This window comes from Erysipelothrix sp. HDW6A (genome assembly GCF_011400295.1).
GTDB lineage: Bacteria > Bacillota_I > Bacilli_A > Erysipelotrichales > Erysipelotrichaceae > Erysipelothrix.
Window position 1 is genome coordinate 13,846 of the sequence record NZ_CP049859.1, and the last position, 22,561, is coordinate 36,406.

Annotated in this window: 25 protein-coding genes and 9 tRNA genes; 1 reads left to right on the plus strand and 33 read right to left on the minus strand. The window is 35.1% G+C overall.

Features of this window, described 5'->3' with window-relative positions; translation table 11 throughout:
• Positions 1-29 precede the first annotated feature (29 nt).
• From G7059_RS00095 to G7059_RS00150, 12 genes are all read right to left on the minus strand, one after another.
• Positions 30-857 carry a hypothetical protein gene (locus G7059_RS00095; RefSeq protein WP_166080051.1) on the minus strand — a complete coding sequence of 276 codons (828 nt, stop codon included), beginning with the start codon at positions 855-857 and terminating at the stop codon, positions 30-32.
• Positions 858-890: 33 nt separating this feature from the next.
• A complete protein-coding gene (locus G7059_RS00100) occupies positions 891-1,292 on the minus strand; it encodes a single-stranded DNA-binding protein (RefSeq protein WP_166080052.1) in 402 nt (133 codons plus the stop codon).
• Positions 1,282-2,124, minus strand: coding sequence for a hypothetical protein (locus G7059_RS00105; protein ID WP_166080053.1), 843 nt, complete (start codon positions 2,122-2,124; stop codon positions 1,282-1,284). The genes G7059_RS00100 and G7059_RS00105 overlap by 11 nt, the downstream gene beginning before the upstream one ends.
• A complete protein-coding gene (locus tag G7059_RS00110) occupies positions 2,121-2,267 on the minus strand; it encodes a hypothetical protein (protein ID WP_166080054.1) in 147 nt (48 codons plus the stop codon). The genes G7059_RS00105 and G7059_RS00110 overlap by 4 nt, the downstream gene beginning before the upstream one ends.
• A gap of 102 nt (positions 2,268-2,369) precedes the next feature.
• Positions 2,370-8,726, minus strand: a complete 6,357-nt coding sequence (locus G7059_RS00115; RefSeq protein ID WP_166080055.1) for a SpaA isopeptide-forming pilin-related protein — start codon at positions 8,724-8,726, stop codon at positions 2,370-2,372.
• 142 nt (positions 8,727-8,868) lie between these two features.
• Positions 8,869-10,062, minus strand: coding sequence for a hypothetical protein (locus G7059_RS00120; RefSeq protein ID WP_166080056.1), 1,194 nt, complete (start codon positions 10,060-10,062; stop codon positions 8,869-8,871).
• A 203-nt stretch (positions 10,063-10,265) separates the two neighbouring features.
• On the minus strand, positions 10,266-10,907 hold the full coding sequence (locus G7059_RS00125; RefSeq protein WP_166080057.1) for a hypothetical protein: 642 nt from the start codon (positions 10,905-10,907) through the stop codon (positions 10,266-10,268).
• Positions 10,888-11,190 (minus strand): hypothetical protein, encoded by a 303-nt coding sequence (locus tag G7059_RS00130; protein WP_166080058.1) that lies wholly within the window; start codon positions 11,188-11,190, stop codon positions 10,888-10,890. The genes G7059_RS00125 and G7059_RS00130 overlap by 20 nt, the downstream gene beginning before the upstream one ends.
• The gene (locus tag G7059_RS00135) at positions 11,183-11,410 is read right to left on the minus strand and encodes a hypothetical protein (RefSeq protein WP_166080059.1); all 228 of its coding nucleotides are present in this window, start codon (positions 11,408-11,410) and stop codon (positions 11,183-11,185) included. Before G7059_RS00135 ends, G7059_RS00130 begins: the two co-directional genes overlap by 8 nt.
• A gap of 2 nt (positions 11,411-11,412) precedes the next feature.
• Complete coding sequence (locus G7059_RS00140; protein WP_166080060.1) at positions 11,413-11,682, minus strand: hypothetical protein; 270 nt, start codon at positions 11,680-11,682, stop codon at positions 11,413-11,415.
• Between the two features lie 30 nt (positions 11,683-11,712).
• Positions 11,713-12,531, minus strand: a complete 819-nt coding sequence (locus tag G7059_RS00145) for a ParB N-terminal domain-containing protein (RefSeq protein ID WP_166080061.1) — start codon at positions 12,529-12,531, stop codon at positions 11,713-11,715.
• A 46-nt stretch (positions 12,532-12,577) separates the two neighbouring features.
• Positions 12,578-12,790, minus strand: a complete 213-nt coding sequence (locus tag G7059_RS00150; protein ID WP_205700216.1) for a helix-turn-helix domain-containing protein — start codon at positions 12,788-12,790, stop codon at positions 12,578-12,580.
• Positions 12,791-12,858: 68 nt separating this feature from the next.
• Between G7059_RS00150 and G7059_RS00155 the strand changes: the two genes are divergently transcribed.
• A complete protein-coding gene (locus G7059_RS00155; RefSeq protein ID WP_166080063.1) occupies positions 12,859-13,161 on the plus strand; it encodes a hypothetical protein in 303 nt (100 codons plus the stop codon).
• Positions 13,162-13,174: 13 nt separating this feature from the next.
• On the opposite strand, the gene G7059_RS00160 is transcribed toward G7059_RS00155, so the two are convergent.
• From G7059_RS00160 to potA, 21 genes are all read right to left on the minus strand, one after another.
• A complete protein-coding gene (locus G7059_RS00160) occupies positions 13,175-14,032 on the minus strand; it encodes a ParA family protein (RefSeq protein WP_166080064.1) in 858 nt (285 codons plus the stop codon).
• Entirely contained in the window at positions 14,025-14,342 is a 318-nt protein-coding gene (locus G7059_RS00165) for a hypothetical protein (RefSeq protein WP_166080065.1), read from the minus strand. The genes G7059_RS00160 and G7059_RS00165 overlap by 8 nt, the downstream gene beginning before the upstream one ends.
• Positions 14,343-14,365: 23 nt before the next feature.
• Positions 14,366-15,103: a hypothetical protein gene (locus tag G7059_RS00170; RefSeq protein WP_166080066.1), complete on the minus strand. Its 738-nt coding sequence runs from the start codon at positions 15,101-15,103 to the stop codon at positions 14,366-14,368.
• A gap of 3 nt (positions 15,104-15,106) precedes the next feature.
• The gene (locus G7059_RS00175; protein WP_166080067.1) at positions 15,107-15,466 is read right to left on the minus strand and encodes a hypothetical protein; all 360 of its coding nucleotides are present in this window, start codon (positions 15,464-15,466) and stop codon (positions 15,107-15,109) included.
• 94 nt (positions 15,467-15,560) lie between these two features.
• The gene (locus G7059_RS00180; protein ID WP_166080068.1) at positions 15,561-15,803 is read right to left on the minus strand and encodes a hypothetical protein; all 243 of its coding nucleotides are present in this window, start codon (positions 15,801-15,803) and stop codon (positions 15,561-15,563) included.
• Positions 15,804-15,848: 45 nt separating this feature from the next.
• On the minus strand, positions 15,849-16,124 hold the full coding sequence (locus G7059_RS00185) for a hypothetical protein (protein ID WP_166080069.1): 276 nt from the start codon (positions 16,122-16,124) through the stop codon (positions 15,849-15,851).
• Positions 16,125-16,145: 21 nt separating this feature from the next.
• Positions 16,146-17,189, minus strand: a complete 1,044-nt coding sequence (locus G7059_RS00190) for a hypothetical protein (protein WP_166080070.1) — start codon at positions 17,187-17,189, stop codon at positions 16,146-16,148.
• Positions 17,190-17,424: 235 nt separating this feature from the next.
• The gene (locus G7059_RS00195; RefSeq protein ID WP_166080071.1) at positions 17,425-17,664 is read right to left on the minus strand and encodes a hypothetical protein; all 240 of its coding nucleotides are present in this window, start codon (positions 17,662-17,664) and stop codon (positions 17,425-17,427) included.
• A 70-nt stretch (positions 17,665-17,734) separates the two neighbouring features.
• Positions 17,735-17,810, minus strand: a tRNA-Phe gene (locus tag G7059_RS00200).
• Between the two features lie 2 nt (positions 17,811-17,812).
• Positions 17,813-17,889, minus strand: a tRNA-Met gene (locus tag G7059_RS00205).
• 49 nt (positions 17,890-17,938) lie between these two features.
• A tRNA-Ser gene (locus tag G7059_RS00210) sits at positions 17,939-18,027 on the minus strand.
• A gap of 14 nt (positions 18,028-18,041) precedes the next feature.
• Positions 18,042-18,118 (minus strand) — tRNA-Ile (locus G7059_RS00215).
• A 27-nt stretch (positions 18,119-18,145) separates the two neighbouring features.
• A tRNA-Met gene (locus tag G7059_RS00220) sits at positions 18,146-18,222 on the minus strand.
• A gap of 26 nt (positions 18,223-18,248) precedes the next feature.
• Positions 18,249-18,325, minus strand: a tRNA-Pro gene (locus tag G7059_RS00225).
• 7 nt (positions 18,326-18,332) lie between these two features.
• A tRNA-Arg gene (locus G7059_RS00230) sits at positions 18,333-18,409 on the minus strand.
• 42 nt (positions 18,410-18,451) lie between these two features.
• A tRNA-Leu gene (locus G7059_RS00235) sits at positions 18,452-18,538 on the minus strand.
• A gap of 4 nt (positions 18,539-18,542) precedes the next feature.
• Positions 18,543-18,616 (minus strand) — tRNA-Cys (locus G7059_RS00240).
• 176 nt (positions 18,617-18,792) lie between these two features.
• Positions 18,793-19,851: an ABC transporter substrate-binding protein gene (locus tag G7059_RS00245; RefSeq protein WP_166080072.1), complete on the minus strand. Its 1,059-nt coding sequence runs from the start codon at positions 19,849-19,851 to the stop codon at positions 18,793-18,795.
• Positions 19,848-20,654, minus strand: a complete 807-nt coding sequence (locus tag G7059_RS00250) for an ABC transporter permease (RefSeq protein ID WP_166080073.1) — start codon at positions 20,652-20,654, stop codon at positions 19,848-19,850. Before G7059_RS00250 ends, G7059_RS00245 begins: the two co-directional genes overlap by 4 nt.
• The gene (locus tag G7059_RS00255; RefSeq protein ID WP_166080074.1) at positions 20,654-21,499 is read right to left on the minus strand and encodes an ABC transporter permease; all 846 of its coding nucleotides are present in this window, start codon (positions 21,497-21,499) and stop codon (positions 20,654-20,656) included. Before G7059_RS00255 ends, G7059_RS00250 begins: the two co-directional genes overlap by 1 nt.
• The gene (gene potA, locus G7059_RS00260) at positions 21,499-22,554 is read right to left on the minus strand and encodes a spermidine/putrescine ABC transporter ATP-binding protein (RefSeq protein WP_166080075.1); all 1,056 of its coding nucleotides are present in this window, start codon (positions 22,552-22,554) and stop codon (positions 21,499-21,501) included. The genes G7059_RS00255 and potA overlap by 1 nt, the downstream gene beginning before the upstream one ends.
• Between the last annotated feature and the right edge of the window lie 7 nt (positions 22,555-22,561).

Genomic DNA, 22,561 nt, shown 5'->3' on the forward strand with positions numbered 1-22,561 from the left:
TAGTGTGAGCAAATTTGCTCACGAATTCGTTATTGTATTGTTGCTCGCATTCCTAATGAATAGCCATCGACGCTATCAATTGATGTACACGAGACTCCCCATCCCTTTGCATTGACTTCTTTTGCATACGCAAGGCACGCAGAATAGGCTGTATTCAAGTTATAACCATCAGAATGTAAGAAGTCTTTGTTGGATGGTTTTGCTCCTTGTGAGGGCTTCTGTGTGCTTGGTGCAGGTACAGGACTTGTACTTGACTGTCCACCGTGTCCTTGAACATATACTGTTTCTTTTTCTATAACAGTTACAACCTCTTTCTCTTTTGGTTTAACATTTACTACCAAAGACTTTTCAGCTTCGTTGTTGGATGAATCTTTAGCCAAAATTTTAACGTGATACTCTCCTGCTTGATGGATATCAAAAGCACCATCGAGTCCTACATAAAAATCCTTATCGTAGTTGTCAGTGACCTTAATGACATCGAGAAGTTTAAAATATTCATTGCCTTCTTCTACACTAATACTGTCTTGGTCGAAATGAATGGATGGTGCAGTTGTATCAACAAGTTGAAAAGTCTTTTCTGTTTGAATTCCATCCAACTCATAAATCACAGTTTTCTCACCAACAGATTCCATATCAACTACTGAACAATGCACTACATTACCATTTGATAGTAAAGTATTGTTCTTACTTTCAAGTTCATCAACGGGCTTACCATTGACACGGATTACTAACTCACATGTGTTTTTAACCTTATGAACTTCAAATGTGTCAGTATCAAATTCAATTTCCAGATTCTTTCTCTGAGAACAGCCACTGAGTAGCATCAGAACTAAAAGAACACTAAGACTCCTTTTCATTTCATCACATCCCTTCGTGAGTAAATTTGCTCACTACTTAAAGAAACCTGCTGCCTTTTCAATAAGGGTTGGTTTCTTAATTTCTTCTTTTTCTTCTTTGTTAGTTTCTGGATTGCTTGGTTTCTGTTCGTTTGTGTTAACATTCTTTAGATAGACGATACGATTACCTACAAAGCCTTGTTCAGTCATTTTGTCTTTTTTATAACTTTGGATTTCTCCCTCGACAAGAATCGTGTCACCTTTTTTCTTATACTTCGTAAGATTACGAGCAAGATTCCCATAAACAACAAATTCAACCCAGTCAACTCGTTCACGATTGCTCTTTCTCTCAACCGCTAACGTTGCAAATGAACACACATCATCTTCACCATCACCGTATTTAACAAGTTCGGGTGTAGCTGCTAAATTACCAATTATTTTTACATCATTTAACATGGTTTTCGTCCTCCCATTTTAGGTATGTTAAAATCTTCATTTCGTCTTCATTCAAATAGACTACTTCATCTTCTTTTAGTTTCGATAAGTCCATTTTAGCTTGTTTCTCAAACTTCATTCTTAATGAATGAGGAAGAGACGCTTTACATTCAGTTCTTGTTAGGATGATGTCTTGTGTTAGTGGACTTGTAATAAACCGTTCCAATGAATCCCCTGTGCCATAGATCACAATTATTATATTGTGTTCCCTCATTGTTCTGATAAGAGATTGTAGCGTTTCCATAAGAGAATCATCAATGATGTTACTATCAACAATTAAAAAGCGTGACCCTGTAATGTTTGTTTTTAACCCGACAAGTAGACTTACCAGCATGAATACTGTTCTTTCATCATTGTGCTTTATTTGACGATAATCTGATACATCTATTTCAAGACACTGAAGCTTCCCATTTAAGAACTGATGAATACCATCAATTAAAGGTTCATACGAACCTAAAGACGTTACAGTAGCTTTGGAAGTAGAAAAGCTATTAATTGTTTTTTGAGAAAACACCAACATTTTATGATGAGAGCTATATCCTTTAACAATATTCTTTACAAAAGTGAATTGACTGTAAGCATCATCACCACTCACAAGTAGTGGTTCATTTTCCTCTCCAAGTTGAAGTAACAAAAGGTTTGAGTCATCTTTAAAGGCTAAGAGTCCATCATTTTTCATCCACTCTCTACTAATTTCAAGAGATTTATCAACTCGGCTTTCTGGTTTATTGACTCTTTTACTTAATGCTTGTTCGATGTAAAATACATCTTTTGCCTTTTTTAACTTTTTCATAAAACTCCTTCACAGTGCCGTGAGCAAATTTGCTCACGACTATTCATCATTATTTTTCTTTTTTTGTAGAGCTTATAAGCAATAACTGCACTTGCGATTACGATTACTGTTACTACTATTTCTAAAACACTTATATTAGGCATATTGTTATCCTTCTTTCTTTTAAAGTAAAAGACGTGAGCAGATTTGCTCACGCCTTATTATTGGTCGTTTGTTTTCGTGAGCAAATTTGCTCACAAAAAACTTTACTCTAGTTTATTGCCGTGTGAATCATCTTTCTCGCTTGAATGCGAGGAAGAGTTTTGGTTGGTATGCTTGTTTGTTCCTGGTGTTGTTGTTCCATGCACATATTTATTACCTTCATGAGATTCATCATTTACAAACTGCTCATAGAATTTTGAACCTTTGTTTAATGATACTGTTGAAAAACCAGTCATTTCACTTCTTGCTTGACGTTTCTTGATGATTGCAGCAATCAATAATACCATTCCCAATAAGATCATTGGCAAGGCAAACAAGAATGATGAATTATCAACTCCTGTTGGTGGAAGCATACCTGCTGGTTTCGGTGTATTTAGATACTCAACCTCAAAAAGTGTACCATCTTCATGCTCAGTGGTATCCATTGTTACGATTCTTTCACTTAATAGATAGCCAAGTGGAGCATCTGTCTCCTTAGCAGTATTGATTTCCCCATAGAATAATTTAAACTCTACAACACCAGTTTCATCCGTAGATTTAACTTCAATCACATTACCATCGATGTCCCATCGAGTAAACTCAGCATCCTTCAGAACTTCTTTTGTTCCACTATCTTTCTTCAAGATACGGTATGTAAGAATGTCGATAGTTTGTTCAAGATCATTGATGTCTGCATGAACTGCAATGAGTCTTTCGCCTTCTTCTACTTTTTCAAAGGCTACGACTCTATCCGTCGTAAGTTTGTTTTGGTCGAAGACAAACTCTACATTAACAGTGCCACTTGTGGACTCAGCAATAAAGCTTGTTGAAGCTGTAATTTCTTTACCATCAATGAGAATTGGTTTCTCTGTATGGAAGTCCATAAGAACACCAGTCACAGTATATTCTTTACCTACTACAAGTCCATTGTATGAAACAACATCAGTAAGTGTCACAATGTTTGGTTCTTGTTTATCACGTTCTGTAAAGGATAGTGATGTACCAATTTCAGGGATTTCCACTGTTTGATGAATATCTGTAAGATCATGGTGGAATGCGATTGGTGTATCTTCTTCAAGTAGGTCTTCAAACACAACGACTTTCTTCGTTTCCAACTTACTTGCATCAAATGTAAAGAACACTTCTACAAAGCCATCATGCTTCTCGGCGATGAATGTTGTTGTAGCTGTGACTTCCTTACCATCAATTAAAATTGGTAATCCAGTAGTAGGATTCATTAAGAGTCCGTTTACTGTGTACTCTTTGCCAATCACAAGGTTAAGGTAACGAACTTTATCAACAAGTGTAACGATGTTTGGTTCTTGTTTGTCTCGTTCACCAAAGCTTGCTGTTGTACCAATCTCTGGAACTCTCATTTCTTTGACATTTAACTCTCGAATAATGACAGGTGTATGAGCATCAACATATTCAAAGCTTACTGGATATTTATTGTCGTCAAGACGATATCCTTCCACTGTTGCGATTTCTTGTAGGTAATATTCGCCTAAGTCAAAGCCTTCAAATACAAAACGACCATCTTTATCAGTAAGTGTTGATTGTACAAGTTCGTCTTCAAGTGTAAAGAGTCCATATTCAGCTCCTGCTACTCCAAAGCCTTCCTTGTAATCTTGTTTTAGCCCTACTAAACGACCTTTAACTGTGTCATTCACAAATGTTACACTATACTCATTTTGGTCTGCTGTGATAATAAGTTCTTTTTCGTTTTGTGATTTATCTACAAAATAAGGTGCTTCAACCCATGTCTCAACTACACGATAGTTACCATCTGTAAGTTTATCTAATACAGCTTTTCCAGTCTCAGCATCTGTTTGAAGTGACAGCACAAACTCACGACTACCATCTTCTAAAACTTTATAAAGTTCTAGTTGTGCAAGTCGTGGATTACCATCTGTATCAACTTTCATGATGACTGTTCTGTTTGCTTTGTTTACTCTTTCATGACTTACCGTAACTACTGGTGTATATTGGTCTTCATATTCAATATCAAACTCATAAACAGTTCTGTCAATTGTATAGCCTGAAGGTTGTTTTATTTCTGTATAGGTATAGTGACCTTCTTCAAGTTCGCTTAAGCCAAACTCTCCATTCTCATCACTTTCTACATGTACCGTTGAACCATCAGGAAGCGTGAATTCATAGATTGCTCCTTGTAATGCCTCTTTGGTATCTTCATCAAGTTTTAATCCTTTAAACTCACCAATGAAGTGTTTGTTTGTACCTTCAAAGTCTTTAGTGATAACAGCTGTATCCATATCAATATACTTGATTTCAAAATCATAAACTGTTTCATCAATGATATAGCCATAAGGAGCTTGAAGTTCTTGATAATGGTAGTTATCGCTTAATGGAAGTCCTGTTAGAATCCATTTGCCATTTTCATCGGTTTCGATTTCTTGTTCAAACGTTCCCTCATCATTCCATACTCGATAAACTGCTCCACTGACTGCATCTCCAGTGTCTTCATCAGTCTTTGTATATTCCACTGTTCCCGTTGGTTTCGAGTTTTCGAATGTTACTTCATACACAATACCATCTTCAGTAATGTTGATGAATTGTGGTGTACGATCAATGAGGTACTCGCCATCAACGCCAATTTCTTCAACCATGTATGCTCCAAACAGGTACTGCTCAAAAAGTGCGATTCCTTCTTCATTGGTAAGAAGTTCTACTGTACTCATATCACTGAGACTTGTAAGGAGCATTGGGAAGTTGGGAAGGTGTTCACCAGTTTCTTTAGAAACTTTAGCTACTGCGATGTCAGAGCGAATCGGTCTGTTCTCAACAGTCATATCTAAAACTTTTCCAATGACTTCTAGTTCTACAACTTTCGTGTTTTCATCAACTACAAAGTCAATTGGATCAGCTATGTTAAAGCCTTCAGGAGCAATTGTCTCGATGAGACGATAGTTACCTGCTAACAGGTATTCTTCCATTGTGAAGTATCCTGTCTCATCAGTTACCCATTCACTCACTTCTACAACGTTGTTACCTTGTTGGGTTTTGATGACTACCCATTCATTTGTATCTGTATTGAGAATTCTAAAGTGTGCATCAGCTAATGGTTCTTGTGTTTCTGAGTTAGGTTTGAATATTCTTAACTTCACTTTCGCCATTTCATTGACTGCAATGACCCATGCTGTTTCACCATGTTCAGTGATTGTAACAGGATATTTACGGTCAGATGTAATGTATCCACTTGGAGCTTTTATCTCTTGCCAATACAGTCTTTCATTTGTACGAATATCTGGAGATTCTAACTGTCCATTTTTGTCTGTATATCCATCAAAGATAAGCTTATCATCTTTTTCTCGATACAAGCCAAAGTGAGCATTTTCAAGTAAGACGAGACCATTATTACCTGACTTAATTAGTCGTGTTCGACCATAATCAACTTGGTTCGTTACAGTCTTAGATGTTCGAGTTACTTCAACAGTTGGATTGTTACCATCATACTTGATTGAAATATCCCATTGACCGTTGAATGGTTGATAACCCTGAGGCGCTTTGGATTCTTTTGCATAGAATTCACCAATAGGTAGGTTATGATAAATCACTTGTCCGACTGAGTTGGTAATTTCTCGACCAATCAATTCGCCTGAACGATAAATGCGTTTTGAACCTTCATAAATATCAGTCTTCGCAAATAGCTCAATGGTAGCACCACTTAATGTAATGCCATTGTATTCAGGGAAGATTGTATCCCAATTGTCTTCAGTCTTTGAAATGACAACATCACTTCTTTGATGTTTGTTTGGTATTTCTTTACTTACAAGAACAATTGGTGTTACTTGGTCTTTATATGCGAGTGTGACTGTATGTGGTGTTTTATCTAGGACAAAACCATTGATGGTTGCTGTTTCTACAATGGTGTATGTGCCTAATGGTAATTCACCAGTAGAGAATTTTCCATCTGCTCCTGTTACAAGTGAAGCTACAATTGTATTAGAAGCGTTCAATACATTTAACTTAACGCCTTGTAATGGGTCACCATGATTGGAAACCTTCATCCCTTCAATACGTCCTACTGCTCGACTGTTTTCTTGTTTAACTGATGCCGATACAACTGCTGTATGTTGGTCTTTATAGACTAAGTTTGCAGGTATTGGTGTTGCATCAAGGATGTATGGTGCTGGGACAAATTTTTCAACGAAACTGTAATTTCCTAAATCGTGATTCTTTGTCTTTGCGATTCCTTGAGCATTGGTTGTAAGTGTTTCTACAACTCGACCACTTGAATGAACATAATCATAGACAACACCTGCAATTGGTGTATTTGTTCCTTTTTCTGTCTTTGTAATGGAAGCATTTCCTACAGCTTTGCTGTTTTCTTGTTTAACAGAAACAGAGACAACGGCTGTATGTTGGTCTTTATAGACGAGGTTTGCAGGGATTGGTGTTGCATCAAGGATATAGGGTGCAGGTACTGATTTCTCTACAAAACTGTAACTACCTAAAGGATGTTTTCCAGTAGTTGCGATACCATAAGCATTGGTTGTTACTGTATCGACAACTTGTCCACTAGAATGAACATAATCGTACACAACTCCTGCAATTGGTGTTGTTGTTCCCTTTTCAGTCTTAGCGATTGATGCTGTACCAACAGCTTTAGCATTGGTAAAGGATAGTGTTGTTTCTGACCCTGCTGTAACAGTAAAGGTTTTGATTTCCTTGTTATTTACATAAGGTGCGATGGCTTGGATTTCTTGAACATAAACCACAGCTCCATCATTATTCCAAGTGTCATAAGCGGTATATCCATCTGATCCTGTTACATAGTCCCATCCATCAACAAGAAGTCCATTTGAATCAAGGGTGTTGTTGTAGGAAGCTCTAAACTTAACACCAGCAAGAGGCTCTCCATTCTCTCCAAGTTTCAAGAATCGTTGTGAGTGTGATACTACTTTAAAATCGATTATTGTGAATACTGGGTCACCTAAAGCAAAGTTCCCTACTCGTTGACTGTGTCCATCAGTATAGATGTAAGAAGTTCCTTTTGAACTCCCTTGTTTCTTATCCATGATAAGTGTAGCATTCTTATCAATGACTTTAACTCGTAGTGTCGTTCCACTGTCTTCAAGTATATCAAGCCCCTCATGAGAAGAAATTATAAAGTCTGTATTTAGTGGATTAGATAAGTCAACAATATCACCAATCTTGACTTCTTTTTCCGTACCATCCCAATTTGGCTTACTTCTATGTGAAGCAACTAATCTTTCAATTTCTGCAATTTCATTTGTTATGTTAAGTGTTCCGTAAGAATTGAAGCCCCATCCTACTGTTTCAAAGATTAAGACTTGAGTAGCCCATCGATAAGCATCGGTTTGATGTCCTTCATAACGATATCCGTAGTTAGCAATTAATTCCATTCTCTTTTGTTGGTCTTGAGTTAGAGTAGTGTATAATCGACCATCCATAACCCGAATTTCACCAACACTTGCAAGGTCGGTTGCTACTGCGTTATAAGTTTCTACATCCAAGACTCCAGGTTCGATACAGTAGGCATCTATGGCGTTCACGAAGAACTCACTCATACCACCTGGTAAGTTCCATGCAAAAGAAGGATTTGCCTTCCAATAGAATGATATTCCTTGTGACAGTATTTTACCTTTAGTGACTGCTGAGGTTGTTGCACGCTTTTGTCTTGTAATATTTTGTGTTCGTTGTGAGTCTTTAATCACATCAATACGCCCTGTTTCTTGGTCGTAAAGAATATACTCATCATCTGCTAACACAGAGTTAATTTCACTCATAGATGGAAGTTTATCAAGTTGTCTTACAACTGTTCCATCAGGGATAACTTCTTTTTCTTCAATAACCTCAGTACCTGTGTTTTGATTATCTTCAGGTAGAGCATCAACATTGGTGTCTTTAGTTTCTTCTACTAATTCACTTGGGTCAAGAAGTTCAGCTTCAAGGTCTGTTTCAGTTTTTTCTTCAACTTGTGCTTGAGTTTCATTTTCTTCTTGAACATCAACGATTTCATCCACTTTCAGAGTAAAGATGAACGTCTCTTGTCTTTCAATTATCTCGACTTCTTCATTGTCTTTGATAATTTCTTCAATACGTGTAGTGATTACCGAGAATTTATAACTTCCGTTCTCTCCTACTGCGTATGAATATAGGAAATCATCATTTTTAATGGATTCACCTAGAACTTGAATATCTTCAACTGTGATATTCTTCTCAGTATTAACCAATAAGTCAAGTTTCAGTCCATCTTTATCAAGTTTTCGATCTACTTTAATCACAACACTCATGTCATCATTAAAATAGACTTCATCATCATTTGCACTAACTCCCGTTGTCATGTATGTCAGTACCATGAGCATTGATAAGCAAAATAAAGTAAAACTCATGATTGCTCGTTTCAATGCACGTATCTTAAATCTATGTTTTCTCATAAAGTCCTCCTTTTTTTTGTTTTAGAAAACAAAAGTAAAGACAGTCACTCTTGACTGTCTCAATAACTTCTTAGGGCGAACGCTCCCTATTCATAATTTCACCTCTCTTTATAATATTAAAAAAGAAGCTTTTCAGCTTCTTTTAGTTTCTTGGTGTGTAGTACATGTAACCCCACATATCACAGAAATTGTCATGCCATTCTCTTACATGCTCTCTTCCCACTTCGTGCATCACCGCTATACAACCTTCACTTGTCCCATAATCCTTGTAATATTTCATACCAGTAGGAGCAGATGGTGCTGGACGACTTGGTTTCTCAGGTTCAGCAGGTTTGCTAGGTTCTTTTGGTTTTTCAACGGGTTTACTTGGTTCAGCAGGTTTTTGTGCTGTGGTATTGTTATTGATTGATGTTCCATTATTGTTAGAAGGCTTGTTAGTGCTTGATGTTCCTCCTGTATTGCTAGGTGTTTGAGTTGTTGGTGTCTCTACTTCAGGTTCTACAAACTTCTCTTCTTCGAGAACAGTTACAATAAAAGTCTTTTCTGTGACGTTACCATTGTCATCAGTAGCAATTGCCTTCATTTCATATTGTCCTGAAACTGAGGTATCTATGTCACCTTTAATTTCGATGTCTATTACACTACCACCTAATTTAGAAGTAAAACTTATATGAGTTAAATCTAATGTTTCCGTTCCAAAAGCTATCTCCATATCTTTTACACCTTCAATAACGGGTGCTTGCGAGTCAATGACAACATATTCAAAATCAAATGATTTTAAGACTTCATTATTTTTAATTGCATTTACTTTTGTTTTATACTTTTCAATTTCCTTAATTTCTGTCTTTTCAGAATTACCACCAGCATTAAGTAAATGAAGTAGATTTTCATTATTCGTCAGTACTTCTGTTTCATAATCAGGAAGCGAACCATCTTGTTTGATTAATCCAACTTCTTTTGCACGTTCTTGATATCCAAAACTCGCAACATCTGTTTTTATTTCTTCAATCACAAAATAGACCGCATTCTTGTTATCAGCATTGAGTTCATTTAATATTTGCTCATGATCATCATCCTTAACGTAGCTTGTCAATACATTTGCATTATTTTTATCGTCCTCGTCTAATATCCTGCCAACTAATTTATTAATGTCATTAGATACATCTTCTCCATATTCAAATACAATATTTTCTTTGAACACAATAACAGGTTCAACTGATTTTGATTGAGAAAGACTCCATACTCCAAATCCTACACCAGCTAAAACTAAAACTGTAATCACTCCTGCAATTAGTTTATTCTTTTTCGGCTCAAGCCATTTCTTAATCTTATCCATAAGTTCCTCCTAGGTAATTTACACCGTTTTATATTTCGTGAGCAAATTTGCTCACTTCTCACCTTTATAATACACTGTCTCTATCAAGAAAAAAAGCGAGGCAATATACTTGCTCGCTCTTCTACGCTTCTTATTAAGTATATTATACCATATTATATGATTTTCATTCCCGCTCAAGCGGGAACAATTATGTGATTTATGTTTTAACCCACTGAATAAAGGGTTTGTATGAGTTTTCTTCTTGTTGAACTTTTTTCAATAAAGTCTTGACAATTAGTTTTATCTGTGGTTTTGTCATATTTCTTTAATGTTTCAATTATATACTCAATAGCTTTTTCTTCTTGTTTATTAGAATATAATTTAAATTCATGAATAATAAATTTATCAACTTTTCCAACAAGCTTATAATATTTTCGTTTACTCAAATTATATTTATAAAGAATATCCTTGTACTTTACAGTATTTATTCTTCCATCTAGATAAATCATTCTTTCATTATAGGAAACATTTGATAAAGCTTTATTTATCTTTGAAATATTAAATGATAAGACCTCATTTTCCCAGTATTGCCAGTCCTCTAATAATGCTAGTTTCATTTCATTACTCATGGGTTCACCATTGCCATCAGTCATACGAATTACAGAAGAAGATGATCTCATATAATGAATGTGATAGTCCTTACTCGGTATATATACTATCTTCCCATCAAGCACACCAACTTGTCCATGACCCGATAGAATAAGGTCAAATAATTCTCTTACTCCTTGTTCGGGCTTTTTCAAATCAAGTCTGACTGCTTTTATGATTTCCCAATCATCATTCTTGTCAATAAAAGGATTTTTCATTTTTAACTACCTCCAATATCATCATGATAAACTGTGCAAGTTCATAATCTGTCAATTCATTATTTTTAAGCTTAAGGTAAAGGCTGTTGAATGTCGTATTGCTTTGCTCTAACAAATGTTTATTCCCATTCTCTATATAACTAATTAGAAAGTCACCAACTGCTTTCTTTGCACTGTAATCATCTTCAATGCCCTGGGCGAGTGAAAACATTTCATGTCTCGATAATTCGATGTTGTCATGATTCCCTAATCTTCGCATGAGTTTTTTAATGAGATCAGTCATCTTGCTTACCTTTTGCATTTCTGTAAATCTTTCTTATGTCTTTAGCTGTTTGAATGCTTTCACTAAACAAGGTATAAACAATTGCTGTTAAGAAGACCAATGCACCGATTCCAATAATTACAGTTCTTACAGGTTCATCAAAGAGTAAGGATAGAAAGTATATTAAAGTAGCTAAAGCAGCAGCTCCTACCACTGGTAACATTCTTTTAAAATAGTTCATACTTAATTCTCCTTTCTTATCTTCTTACGAAGTAGTTTTTGCAGTTGATACAATCCATAAATTATGAATCCATACGCTACAACAAGGTAGATTAGACCTGCAATCAACATGAATATCTCTCCTAATAAAGTATCAGGTCTTTCATAATTGAAAATCATATAAAATGGTTTCGTGATCCATGAGTCAACATAAAGGAATATGTTTACTAAATCTACGAGTCTATCCCACATCCAATAAACCACATATGCCATTAAATCAAATATTTTTACCATAGTCTAATCTCCCTTCGTGAGCAAATTTGCTCACACTCCAAAATCGTGTAACGTTAATTGTTCTTCATTATCTTCCAGCATTTGTTTTTTATCAGCGTTTTCCTGCATCTGTTTCTTTGCTCTTAGGATATCAGCACCATTACGACTCAGAAACGCAAAGAGTTCGCTGCATTCGTATTCAAAATCGTTTAAGTCTTTATAGTTATAATCCATCTCTAACAAAGGTACATTTTCCAATGTTTTTCTTAGTTTCATCATTTGATTGACAACAGTTTTAAGCTTTGCTTTCTTTACTTCATCCTTTGGTTTATTATCTTCAGTTTGTAAAGCATCTTCAGAATACTTACCAGTAAGATACTCTTGCACCGTTCGTGGGGATAGTCCTGAGAGTTGTTGTGATATCCATTCGGTATTACGAACTCCCTTCATATCTTCGTCACCACGACTTCGTTTCAGACTAGCAACTTCATCCAGTCGTTTAATCTTTTCACGCATCGTTTCTGTATCATCAGGTCGTTTAACGTTATGCAAAGAAATTAACAACATCTCTTCTACTTCATCTTTTGGCTTTGGAACAATCATTGTAGGAAGTGCTGTATAGTTTAATCGTTTTGCAATAGTATAGCGTCTTTCACCTGCAAGTAACCGATATTGATGATTACCAACCTTATATACAATTAAAGGTTCAATGATACCGTTTGTCTTTATAAGTTCTTCTAAATCATAAAGATAATTCATAGGCGCAGTATTTAACGGGTTACGCTCGATATCATCGATATCTAGTTCCATAACTTTGGATACTTGCATACTACGAGTTGTGTCATTAATCATTTCTTCTAATATGCTCATTTACTGTTTCTCCTTCCGTGAGCAAATTTGCTCACACATCCTATATTCATTTTTGTGATAAATCCTTTAATACTAGATCATCCAAACTAACTTCAAGCGCTGCTGCTAGTTTAATTACTGTTTGAATAGTAACATCTGTTCTGATTCCTCTTTCAATTTTAGAAATATCAGAATGATCTAACCCTGTTCTAACACCTAACTGACGCAATGTATAATTTTTGTACTTTCTAATTCTTCTTAAATTAACTCCTAATTTCATTTTTAACTCCTTGGGGGTATTATTACCCATTATGTGATATAATTTGATTAAGTTATGGAGGATTTATTATGATAGAAATCATTCAAACAATAAAATTCATTGTTGCATTATTTTGCGTTTTTGATTTACCCTACTCACTTGCATCAAAATACGCTCATTACTTGGATTATGAATTTGGAGAAGGAAGCAAAATGCTACACAGATATTTTTCTGTCATCCTGATAATTCCAACAGTATTCATTTTATTTTTAGTAATGGCAACAAATATTGGTCAGTGGGTATTATCAATTACATTTCTTTTGTTTGTAGTACCTTCTGGTTTCTCAATCTTATGTAAACCAATATACAGACTTATCAATCAAACGTCATAATTAATGACGTTTTTTATTTCCATAACTCAATAAGCTCATCAACAACGTTTCGATAGTCTTGTCCAACATTTGCCTTAGTATCATTTATTACTAGCTTGTTTTTAAAGGATGATTCATTAACAGGCTTATCCTGAAAGCGAATTTGTGATTCAATAGGTCTTACAATATCATTTTTGAAAGAACTTAAAACTTCAATTCTTCGTTTCTGTGTGTTGTTTTGATTTACCATTGTAAATAGCGGACGAATTAGAATATCTAAGTCATAGCTTGTTGCAATAACCATAAGTTCTTGAATTGTCATAATAAGTCCTTTTTCTGCACCACGGTCAATTTTAATCGGAGCAATGATTTCATCAACAGCATTCAGTACATTTATTGTTAGGACGTTGATAATTGGTGGACAGTCAATGAGAATATAATCATAGTCATTTTTTACTCCTTTTATTACATTCCATAATCTGTTGTGAATCGCTTCATTACCGTTACGAATTGTTTTTTCTGCATTAGCTAGTTCAAGTCGTGATGGGATGATGTGTAGATTTTCGATTTGTGTCTGATATGTTTGACGAATACTTGGATCAAACAACATCTGATCGATAAATACTTCTGAGTATTCATACTTATTCAGTTTCATTAGTATTTCTTTAAGTGATGCTGCATCAAAGTTGTTGATTGCTTCTGAAACATCATCATTGATGAATATTTCATCTTGTTGAATATCCAATAGGATATCTGTTGAATTTGCTTGTGGATCAAAGTCAATAAGCAATACTTTAAATCCTTTGTTTGCAAGTCCTGTTGCTATATTGATGCTGGATGTAGTTTTTCCAACGCCACCCTTCATGTTTAATAATGCGATAACTTTATTCATTCTGTTCTCCTTTGTTGTGAGCAAGTTTGCTCACTGTTTCGGTTTCATGTTCCTCAATCAATTTAAATGATCGAGCTGGTCTTCCAATATGCTTAATTCGATATTCTTCAAATAAATCACTTCGTGATAATGCGGATAATACCTTACTGTTGATATTCAACGGATGACTACCAAACTTTCCTCTTACTCGGTCATACATTCCTGATCGAACTGCGCATTCGTGAATTTCATCTAGACATCCATACCAAACAGTATTTGTATTATTTTCAATCAATATATCCCGCATATGTTCGGCTATCGTGTATTTCATTTTATAATCTCCATCTACTAACCTCATTTTTCTTTATCTTTTATATAGGCAGTATGCTCTTTATACCAACGTTCTAAATATCCATCATCATTAATTTCTCTTGAAACAAGCAATAATTTATCTATATCAATGTTAGATTCAATGAGTCTTAAGACTTCATCCAGCATGATATTATTTGATAAATTGCTACTCAACATCTCATTAATTTCTTCTTTAATATAAATAACATTTAAAATCTGATGATAGAGATCTTTTCGCCAATCATAATAGTCACTCAAGTCATCATCGTTACACTCATTTACAATATTAACTTCTTTACCATTGATGATATTTTGAATGTTAAGTGCAACCTCTTCCTTAACTTTTTCCTGTCTAATCTTTGCTTCTTTTGAATTTGCATAGTCAAGATGTATCATTACTTTTTTATACTGTTCATTATTCATTAAATTATCCCAGTCTTCATATGCGTTATTTATCTCTTCTTCTATCTGAACTAGTTGCTTGTATGACAAACCTAGGAACTCATTGTTGTAAGTTTCCAATCGATCCTCTCTTCTTGCTCTTTCCACCAAAATAAGAACAATTAGTGACGAACTAAACATTACTAGTAATAAACTAAACATTGGGCTAGTTAGTTTATTTATCGTCATTAACCAGACAGAGATTGTCGTTAATAGAACAATCAGTAGAACCACTTTATTCATTTTCTTAATGTCTGACTGCAATTCTCTAAGCTCTAATTCATATTCTTCGTATGACATATGCTACTCCTTATTATCTGTACAATTAGAATTAATAATGTTTTCAATAGAATCAATACTTTCTAATATGTTTGAAAGATGTTTTTCAATTCCGCTCCATCCAAAGTTATATGTATCACCTGTCCCACAGACTGCATCTTGGAAGAGTTTAATAATTTGTTGTCTTGTGTTTTCCACAACTCTTATTAGGTCTGGTGTTAAATCTCTTCTTTGTTCAAAACAAAGACTACATAGATTTTTTTCAGCCCAGTGACACCCTCCAACACATCCCCTATCTTCAGTACAACCACAAACCTCACAAACCCATGAAGTTCGTTCTATCCAATTTTTTACAAACTGTTCATCAATTTCAATTGGTTTCATAAATTATGTCCTTTCATTTTTGTGAGCAAATTTGCTCAATTTGGTTTCACTTAAATAATTATTGTTATACTCTTATATTGCTTATTTGTATTTTTTAATCGTTATCTAACAGAAATCTCTTCAAATTGCTTATTTGTCTGTTAAGAATCAACACTCTGATAAGCACAGTAACATCCGTAATAACCGTGAGAATTAGAGTATACTTTGTTAGTTCAGGAACGATTCCCATCATTAATGTTATTGTAGGAATTGAAAGTACAGTTGCTATTGCAGCAAGTGAAAGGATAATCTTTTTAAACTCTTCCATTCTTTTGATTGATTCATAGTTCATCTTCATAAGCAATATACCTTTCGTTATAGTGAGCAAATTTGCTCACACTCTTTATAACTTTATTTCTAAGACTTTTAGCCCTGGTATTTCAAATATCTTATTCCAGTTGTAGTTTCGCATTTTAATTTCTTTATTAATTGATTCGTATCGTAAAGGTAATTCAGTATCATTACGAATCATTTCTGCAAGACTGCGATCATACTTATTTCTACACATTTTATCTAATAGTTCCCACTTGTCCCAGAATGTTTTTACATTCATTTCTTTGTTAGTAGGTAGTTTGTGCATCCAGGATGTATGTGTTGTTTTAATAACCAATATTTTCATCTCTTAATCTCCTTTTTCTATTTAAAATGTCACATATTTTATCAGTATTTTATCTAAGCTGTTGTCAAATAATTCGTGGATTGACTGTATATTTTCTCTGAATGTTACTGTATTGATCCAGGGGTTTAAACTTAGCTTAATAACTTTACTTCCAGTAGTAGTTATTCTAAATTTGCGATTCTTTGTATAAGCTAGAAATCTTTGTTTGAGAGCATTCCATTCTCTTATTAATCCTTCATCTTGGTAATACTTACCATCAGAATATATTGCGTTTTCCCAGTACCTAAGTTTTAGATTCGCATCTGAAACGAAATCATTGTAGTAACGAATATTAATATTGTAATAAGTCGTCTTCTTTTTGTTTGCAAGCAATGTATGTTTAATTGATTTAAGATAATTACCAGTCTTTATTTTCTTAACTTTATTGATTGCTCTGCATACAATCCTTTTAAGCATCGGTATGAAGTTTTCAATAAACTCAGACTTTTCCATTTCAAATAAACGTATCTTTTTACTCCAGGTTGTTTGAATTTCAGATTTAATGTCACCTGCTTTATGAGCTAAATAAGCATTTGGATCATCAGCAGCTATAAAGTGTTTTTTAGTTTTATGCTTATAAACGTCATGAGTATAAAACACCTTAACTCTCTTATCCGTTTTATACCGTTTTGCTAAGCACAAGGTAAATGTAATATAAGTTCCTTTACCTTGTTTTGTAGCTTCTGCAATCCATGACACTTGTTTGTGTGTCTTTAGTAACTCACCCATAATGCTGTGAGCAATACTGCTATACGATTCTAACAAAATAGAATTAGGTAAAAGAATTGTCATTGAATATCCAAAACGATGTTCATATTTTTTACCACTTTCTCTGTCAGTGTATTTATATCTTCGTATCGTTTCATCACTCATGTATTCATTCCATAGTAACTCGATACTATCCATAGGCTCAGAACTTGCGATAACACTTTCTTTATTGAGTTCAGGTACTTCATATAGAGCCTGAATATCAGTGTAGTAATTGTATGTGAGCAAAGCACGTACCCCTTCCTTAGATAACTTCACATCCACGGCTTGCCGTGATGTTTTTTTGTTTTTTTATTTGCTTAAATTTTCAAATTGTCGTATACTAAATACGAAAGCAGTCGTAGTAAAAAACGGCATGCTTAAAACCATAAATCTTAGTGATTTTCTAAAATTGTCAAGGTTGATGGTGAACGTTCCTTATCTGGTATCCCCATACCGATATGGATTGTAAAATTGAACTGGTCTAGTTCCAGAGCCTCATGGCTCTTTTCTTTTACTCTTTTTCATATTCACCATATGTATCAATTAAATACTGTAAGTCAATTTCTCTCACTTCAAGAATACGATCAATGACTCTTGTATGAAATTCAGGATTCGAGGTATAAAGTATTTTGGACAGTGTAGTTGGCTGAATACCGAAAACTTTACCGAACTCATCTTTTGACTTGTCCCATTTTTCATACGAATCTTTAACATATTCTTGAATAAGCACTCCTAATGCCTTTCTTTTCACTACTTCTCCTTTCCATGAACAGCAAAAAGCCATATTGTTCAAATGAACAATATGGCTTTATTTTCCATAATGGTGGCCCCACTCAGAATCGAACTGAGGACACACGGAGCTTCAATCCGTTGCTCTACCAACTGAGCTACAGGGCCATTGGTTGCGGGAGAAGGATTTGAACCTACGACCTTCGGGTTATGAGCCCGACGAGCTACCAGACTGCTCCATCCCGCGATATATAAGTGCTATGCTATTATAGCATATTTTCATAAAAAATCAAACTTGGCGGAGGAGGGGAGATTCGAACTCCCGCACGCGCGAACGTCTGCTGGTTTTCAAGACCAGTCCCTTCAGCCACTTGGGTACTCCTCCATTTATTAAATAATTGGTGGACCCTGTAGGACTCGAACCTACGACCAACCGGTTATGAGCCGGTAGCTCTAACCAACTGAGCTAAGGGTCCAGGACTACAGTTAGATTTAATAAGAATTGGTAGCGGGTGTGAGATTCGAACTCGCGACCTTCCGGGTATGAACCGGACGCTCTAGCCAACTGAGCTAACCCGCCATATAAATGGTATTAAAGATAAAAAATGGTCGGGATGACAGGATTCGAACCTGCGACCCCCTGGTCCCAAACCAGGTGCACTACCAAGCTGTGCTACATCCCGAAAAATATGGCGCGCTCGACAGGAGTTGAACCCATAACCTCTTGAGCCGTAATCAAGTGCTCTATCCAGTTGAGCTACGAGCGCGTGTACATCGATAAAAATCTGATCCACCAAATTTATACAAGATGGTGGGGATGAAGGGACTTGAACCCATACGAAGTTGCCTTCAACGGATTTTAAGTCCGTTGCGTCTACCAATTCCGCCACATCCCCATTTTGGAGGTTCCTATCGGATTTGAACCGATGATGACAGAGTTGCAGTCTGTTGCCTTACCACTTGGCTAAGGAACCATTAACTTAACTGCTTTTACATTATACAATAACGCCAACAAAAAGCAAGCATTATCTTTAAATTTTACTCTTTTTTTACAATTAATCCAATAAAACTATTTTAGCACATATTTCTATTAATATCATGACTATTTATTAGCTGTAAAGAACTGCCGAAAGGCAGTTCTTTTGGCATACTATTTTGATGCTTTAATCTTTGTCCAGTATTCTGAAAGAAGAGCTTTCATCTTTGCATCATAGAAGAATTCCTCATCTTTGTCATAACCACTACGAGGAATATAGGATGATACTCCTTCATAGGTTCCGTTAGGACCTGTTACTTCGTCAATCACTTTTTGAATTGGGCTTGTATAACCGATTGCTTTTGTAATTCGTTTTGAACCTTCATTGCTGATCATAAAGTTAATCCATTTGTGTGCCATTTCTACATTTTGAGCATCACTTGGGATTACCATTGTATCAACCCATGTGTTTGTACCTTGTTTTGGTTCGTGGTACGCCATGTTTGGATTCTCGCTCAGAACATAGCTTGCATCACCAGAATACATTACAGCGAGGTCCATAACGCCTGTTACCATACCATCAATCACTTCATCAGCTACATAAGTTGGTTTCATTTCTTTTCCTAAAGCAATTAACCATTCATAAGCAGCTTCAATTTCTTTTTCATCTGTTGAGTTCATTGAATAACCCAATGCTTTTAATGCAATCATGAATGCATCACGTTCTGAATCATAGAAATATAAACGACCTTTGTAATCTTGATTTCTTAGGATATCCCATCCTTGTGCTTCAACTAAAGCTGGATCTACTTTAGTCTTATCATAGACAATACCTACACTACCCCAGAAATAAGGAACTGTGTACTCGTCTTGCGGGTCCATCTTACGACCTCTTAAGTTTGCTAGAGTGTTTTCGTAGTTTGTAATCTTTGAGTAATCAATTTTTTGAAGTTTTCCTTCTTCACGTAATCTTTGAACCATATAATCTGAAGGAATGATTACATCATACTTTTCACCACTTTGTAGTTTAATATACATTGCTTCATTGGATTCAAAAACTTCATATATAACCTTTACATTATTTTCTTTTTCAAATTCTTTAACAAGGTCTTTATCAATATATTCTCCCCAGTTAAAAACACGTAACTCTGAGGATTCTTTTCCACCTGCACTTGATGATCCGCAACCAACAAGTACAAGAAGCGCTAAAACACTAACTAATAATTTTTTCATTCAACAACTACCTTTCTTTTATTTTTCTTCTTAATAAACAATGGTCCAACATTGACAAAAATAAGTGCCACAGTAATAACTGCAACAATAATTGTAGATAATGCATTAATCGAAGGATTAATACGTTTTGACATTGAGTATACTAGGATTGAAATGTTACTTACCCCATTACCTGTTACAAAGTATGAGATGACAAAGTCATCAAATGACATTGTGAAGGCAATAAGTGCTGCTGAAATAATTGCAGGCAAGAGTTGTGGCAAGATAACTTTCGTAAGTGCTTTACGAGGTGTTGCTCCAAGGTCCATTGCTGCATCTGCAAGACTAGGGTCTAAGGAACGCAACTTCGGTAACACGGTTAATATTACGTACGGTGTACAGAATGTAATGTGAGCTAACAACATCGTGCCAAATCCTCTATTAACAACTTGAACAGAAGAGAATAGCAACATAAATCCAATCGCTGTTACTATCTCAGGATTCAATACAGGAAGATTGTTAGTGGTTAAGAAGATTTTCTTAACTAATGGTCGATGCTTTGATATACCTATTGCTGATAAGGTACCTACTACTGTAGATATAGCAGTAGACAACACAGCAATCAGAACTGAAGTACGCACAGCGGATAACATCTCACGATCATTAAAGAGTGTTTCATACCAACGTGTAGAGAAACCACTCCATGACGTTAAAGAACGTGAGTCATTAAAGGAAAACACCATCATAACGATAATTGGTCCGTAGAAGAACAACAGCATGAGAGCAAGAGGTAAGATACTACCCAGACGTTTCTTTTTAGGCATTATAATCTTGCTCCTTTCGTTGTGGTTTCTGAACTATCACGATCAAATTTTTGTGTGAAATGCATTGAGATCATAATCAGTACAGCCATTATTAAGGAAATAGCGGATCCAAAGTTAAAGTCACCAATATTAATAAATTGATTTTCAATTAAGTTCCCAATTAAAGTAAAGCTTCCACCACCTAATAACTTAGGAATAACAAAAGTTGATAGAGATGGTAAGAACACAAGAGTAATTCCTGAGATAACACCAGCTATCGATAATGGGAAGATTACTTTTGAGAATGTTTGGAAACGATTCGCACCGAGGTCATGACTTGCTTCGATAAGGGACTCATCTAGTTTCGCAAGGACTGTATGAACTTGGATAATCATAAAGGGTAAGAAGTTATAAACCATTCCGAGAATAACCGCAAACTCTGTATACATCATTTTAATTGGAGGAATTCCAAAGAATCCCAATACGTTATTAACAATACCAACATCTGAAAGAATACCAATCCACGAGTAGGTACGCACAAGCATGTTAATCCACATAGGAATTGTAACCAATAGAATTAATAATGTTTGTGTTCTTTCACTCGTACGTGAAATCATATAAGCAAGTGGATATCCCAGAATCAAACAGATAATTGTGGTGATTCCAGCAATTCTTAAAGATTCTAAAAGAACCTTTAAAAATACAGGATCAAAGAATTTCTTAAAGTTATCTAATGTAAATTGTAAGGAAATAACATTGTTACCTTTTGTAGTAAATGCATAAAGTACAATAAACAACATTGGTAAGACAATGAAAAGACTCATCCATACAATATAAGGTTCTGCTAGTTTACGAAAGACTTTCATTAGTATGACTCCATGGTTTGCATAACATGGATATCCTCTGGGAAGAAGTGAATACCAACTGTCTTGCCTACTTCTGAATTGTCAGTAGTATGAACAATAAGTTCACGTTCTGGTGTTGCTACAACAATTTCATAGTGAACACCTTTAAATATAATCGACTCAACAACACCAGTTAGTTTACCAAGCTCGACATCAACAATATCTAAGTCTTCTGGACGAATAACAATATCAACATCTTCGTTATCATCAAACCCATAATCGACACATTCGAATTCTTGTCCATCGAAAGACACACGGTAATCTTCGATCATTACCCCTTCAAGAATGTTTGAGTCTCCGATAAAGTTCGCAACGAATCTATTTTCTGGTTCGTTATAAATATCTGTAGGAGTTCCGATTTGTTGGATCTCTCCAGCATTCATAACAACAATCTTATCTGACATTGTAAGAGCTTCTTCTTGGTCATGCGTTACGTAAACGAAAGTAATTCCAACATCTTGTTGAATCTCTTTTAATTCTTTTTGCATTTCTTTACGTAATTTGAGATCTAAGGCACCTAAAGGCTCATCTAGAAGAAGTACCATTGGTTCGTTGATAAGTGCTCGAGCAATCGCAACACGTTGTTGTTGACCACCAGAAAGCAAGGTAACACTTCGCTCTTCAAATCCTTCAAGTCCAACTAAGTTAAGCATCTTCTCAACTTTTTGTTTAATAATGGTTTCATTTTCTTTTTTGATTCTTAAACCAAACGCAATGTTATCGTACACATTTAAGTGTGGGAATAAAGCATAACGTTGGAAGACAGTATTGATTTCTCTTTTATATGCTGGCATTTTAGTAATTTCAATATCATCGAAATAAACTTCACCAGAACTTTGCTCTAAAAATCCCCCAAGGATTCGAAGTAATGTTGTCTTACCACATCCAGATGGACCTAGTAATGTCACGAATTCATTCTCTTGAATATCTAAGTTAATTCCTTTTAATACTAATAAATCATCAAAACGGTGAACAATGTTTTGAAATGAAATTAATGCTTCTCTTTCTCTTTCCATAATATCC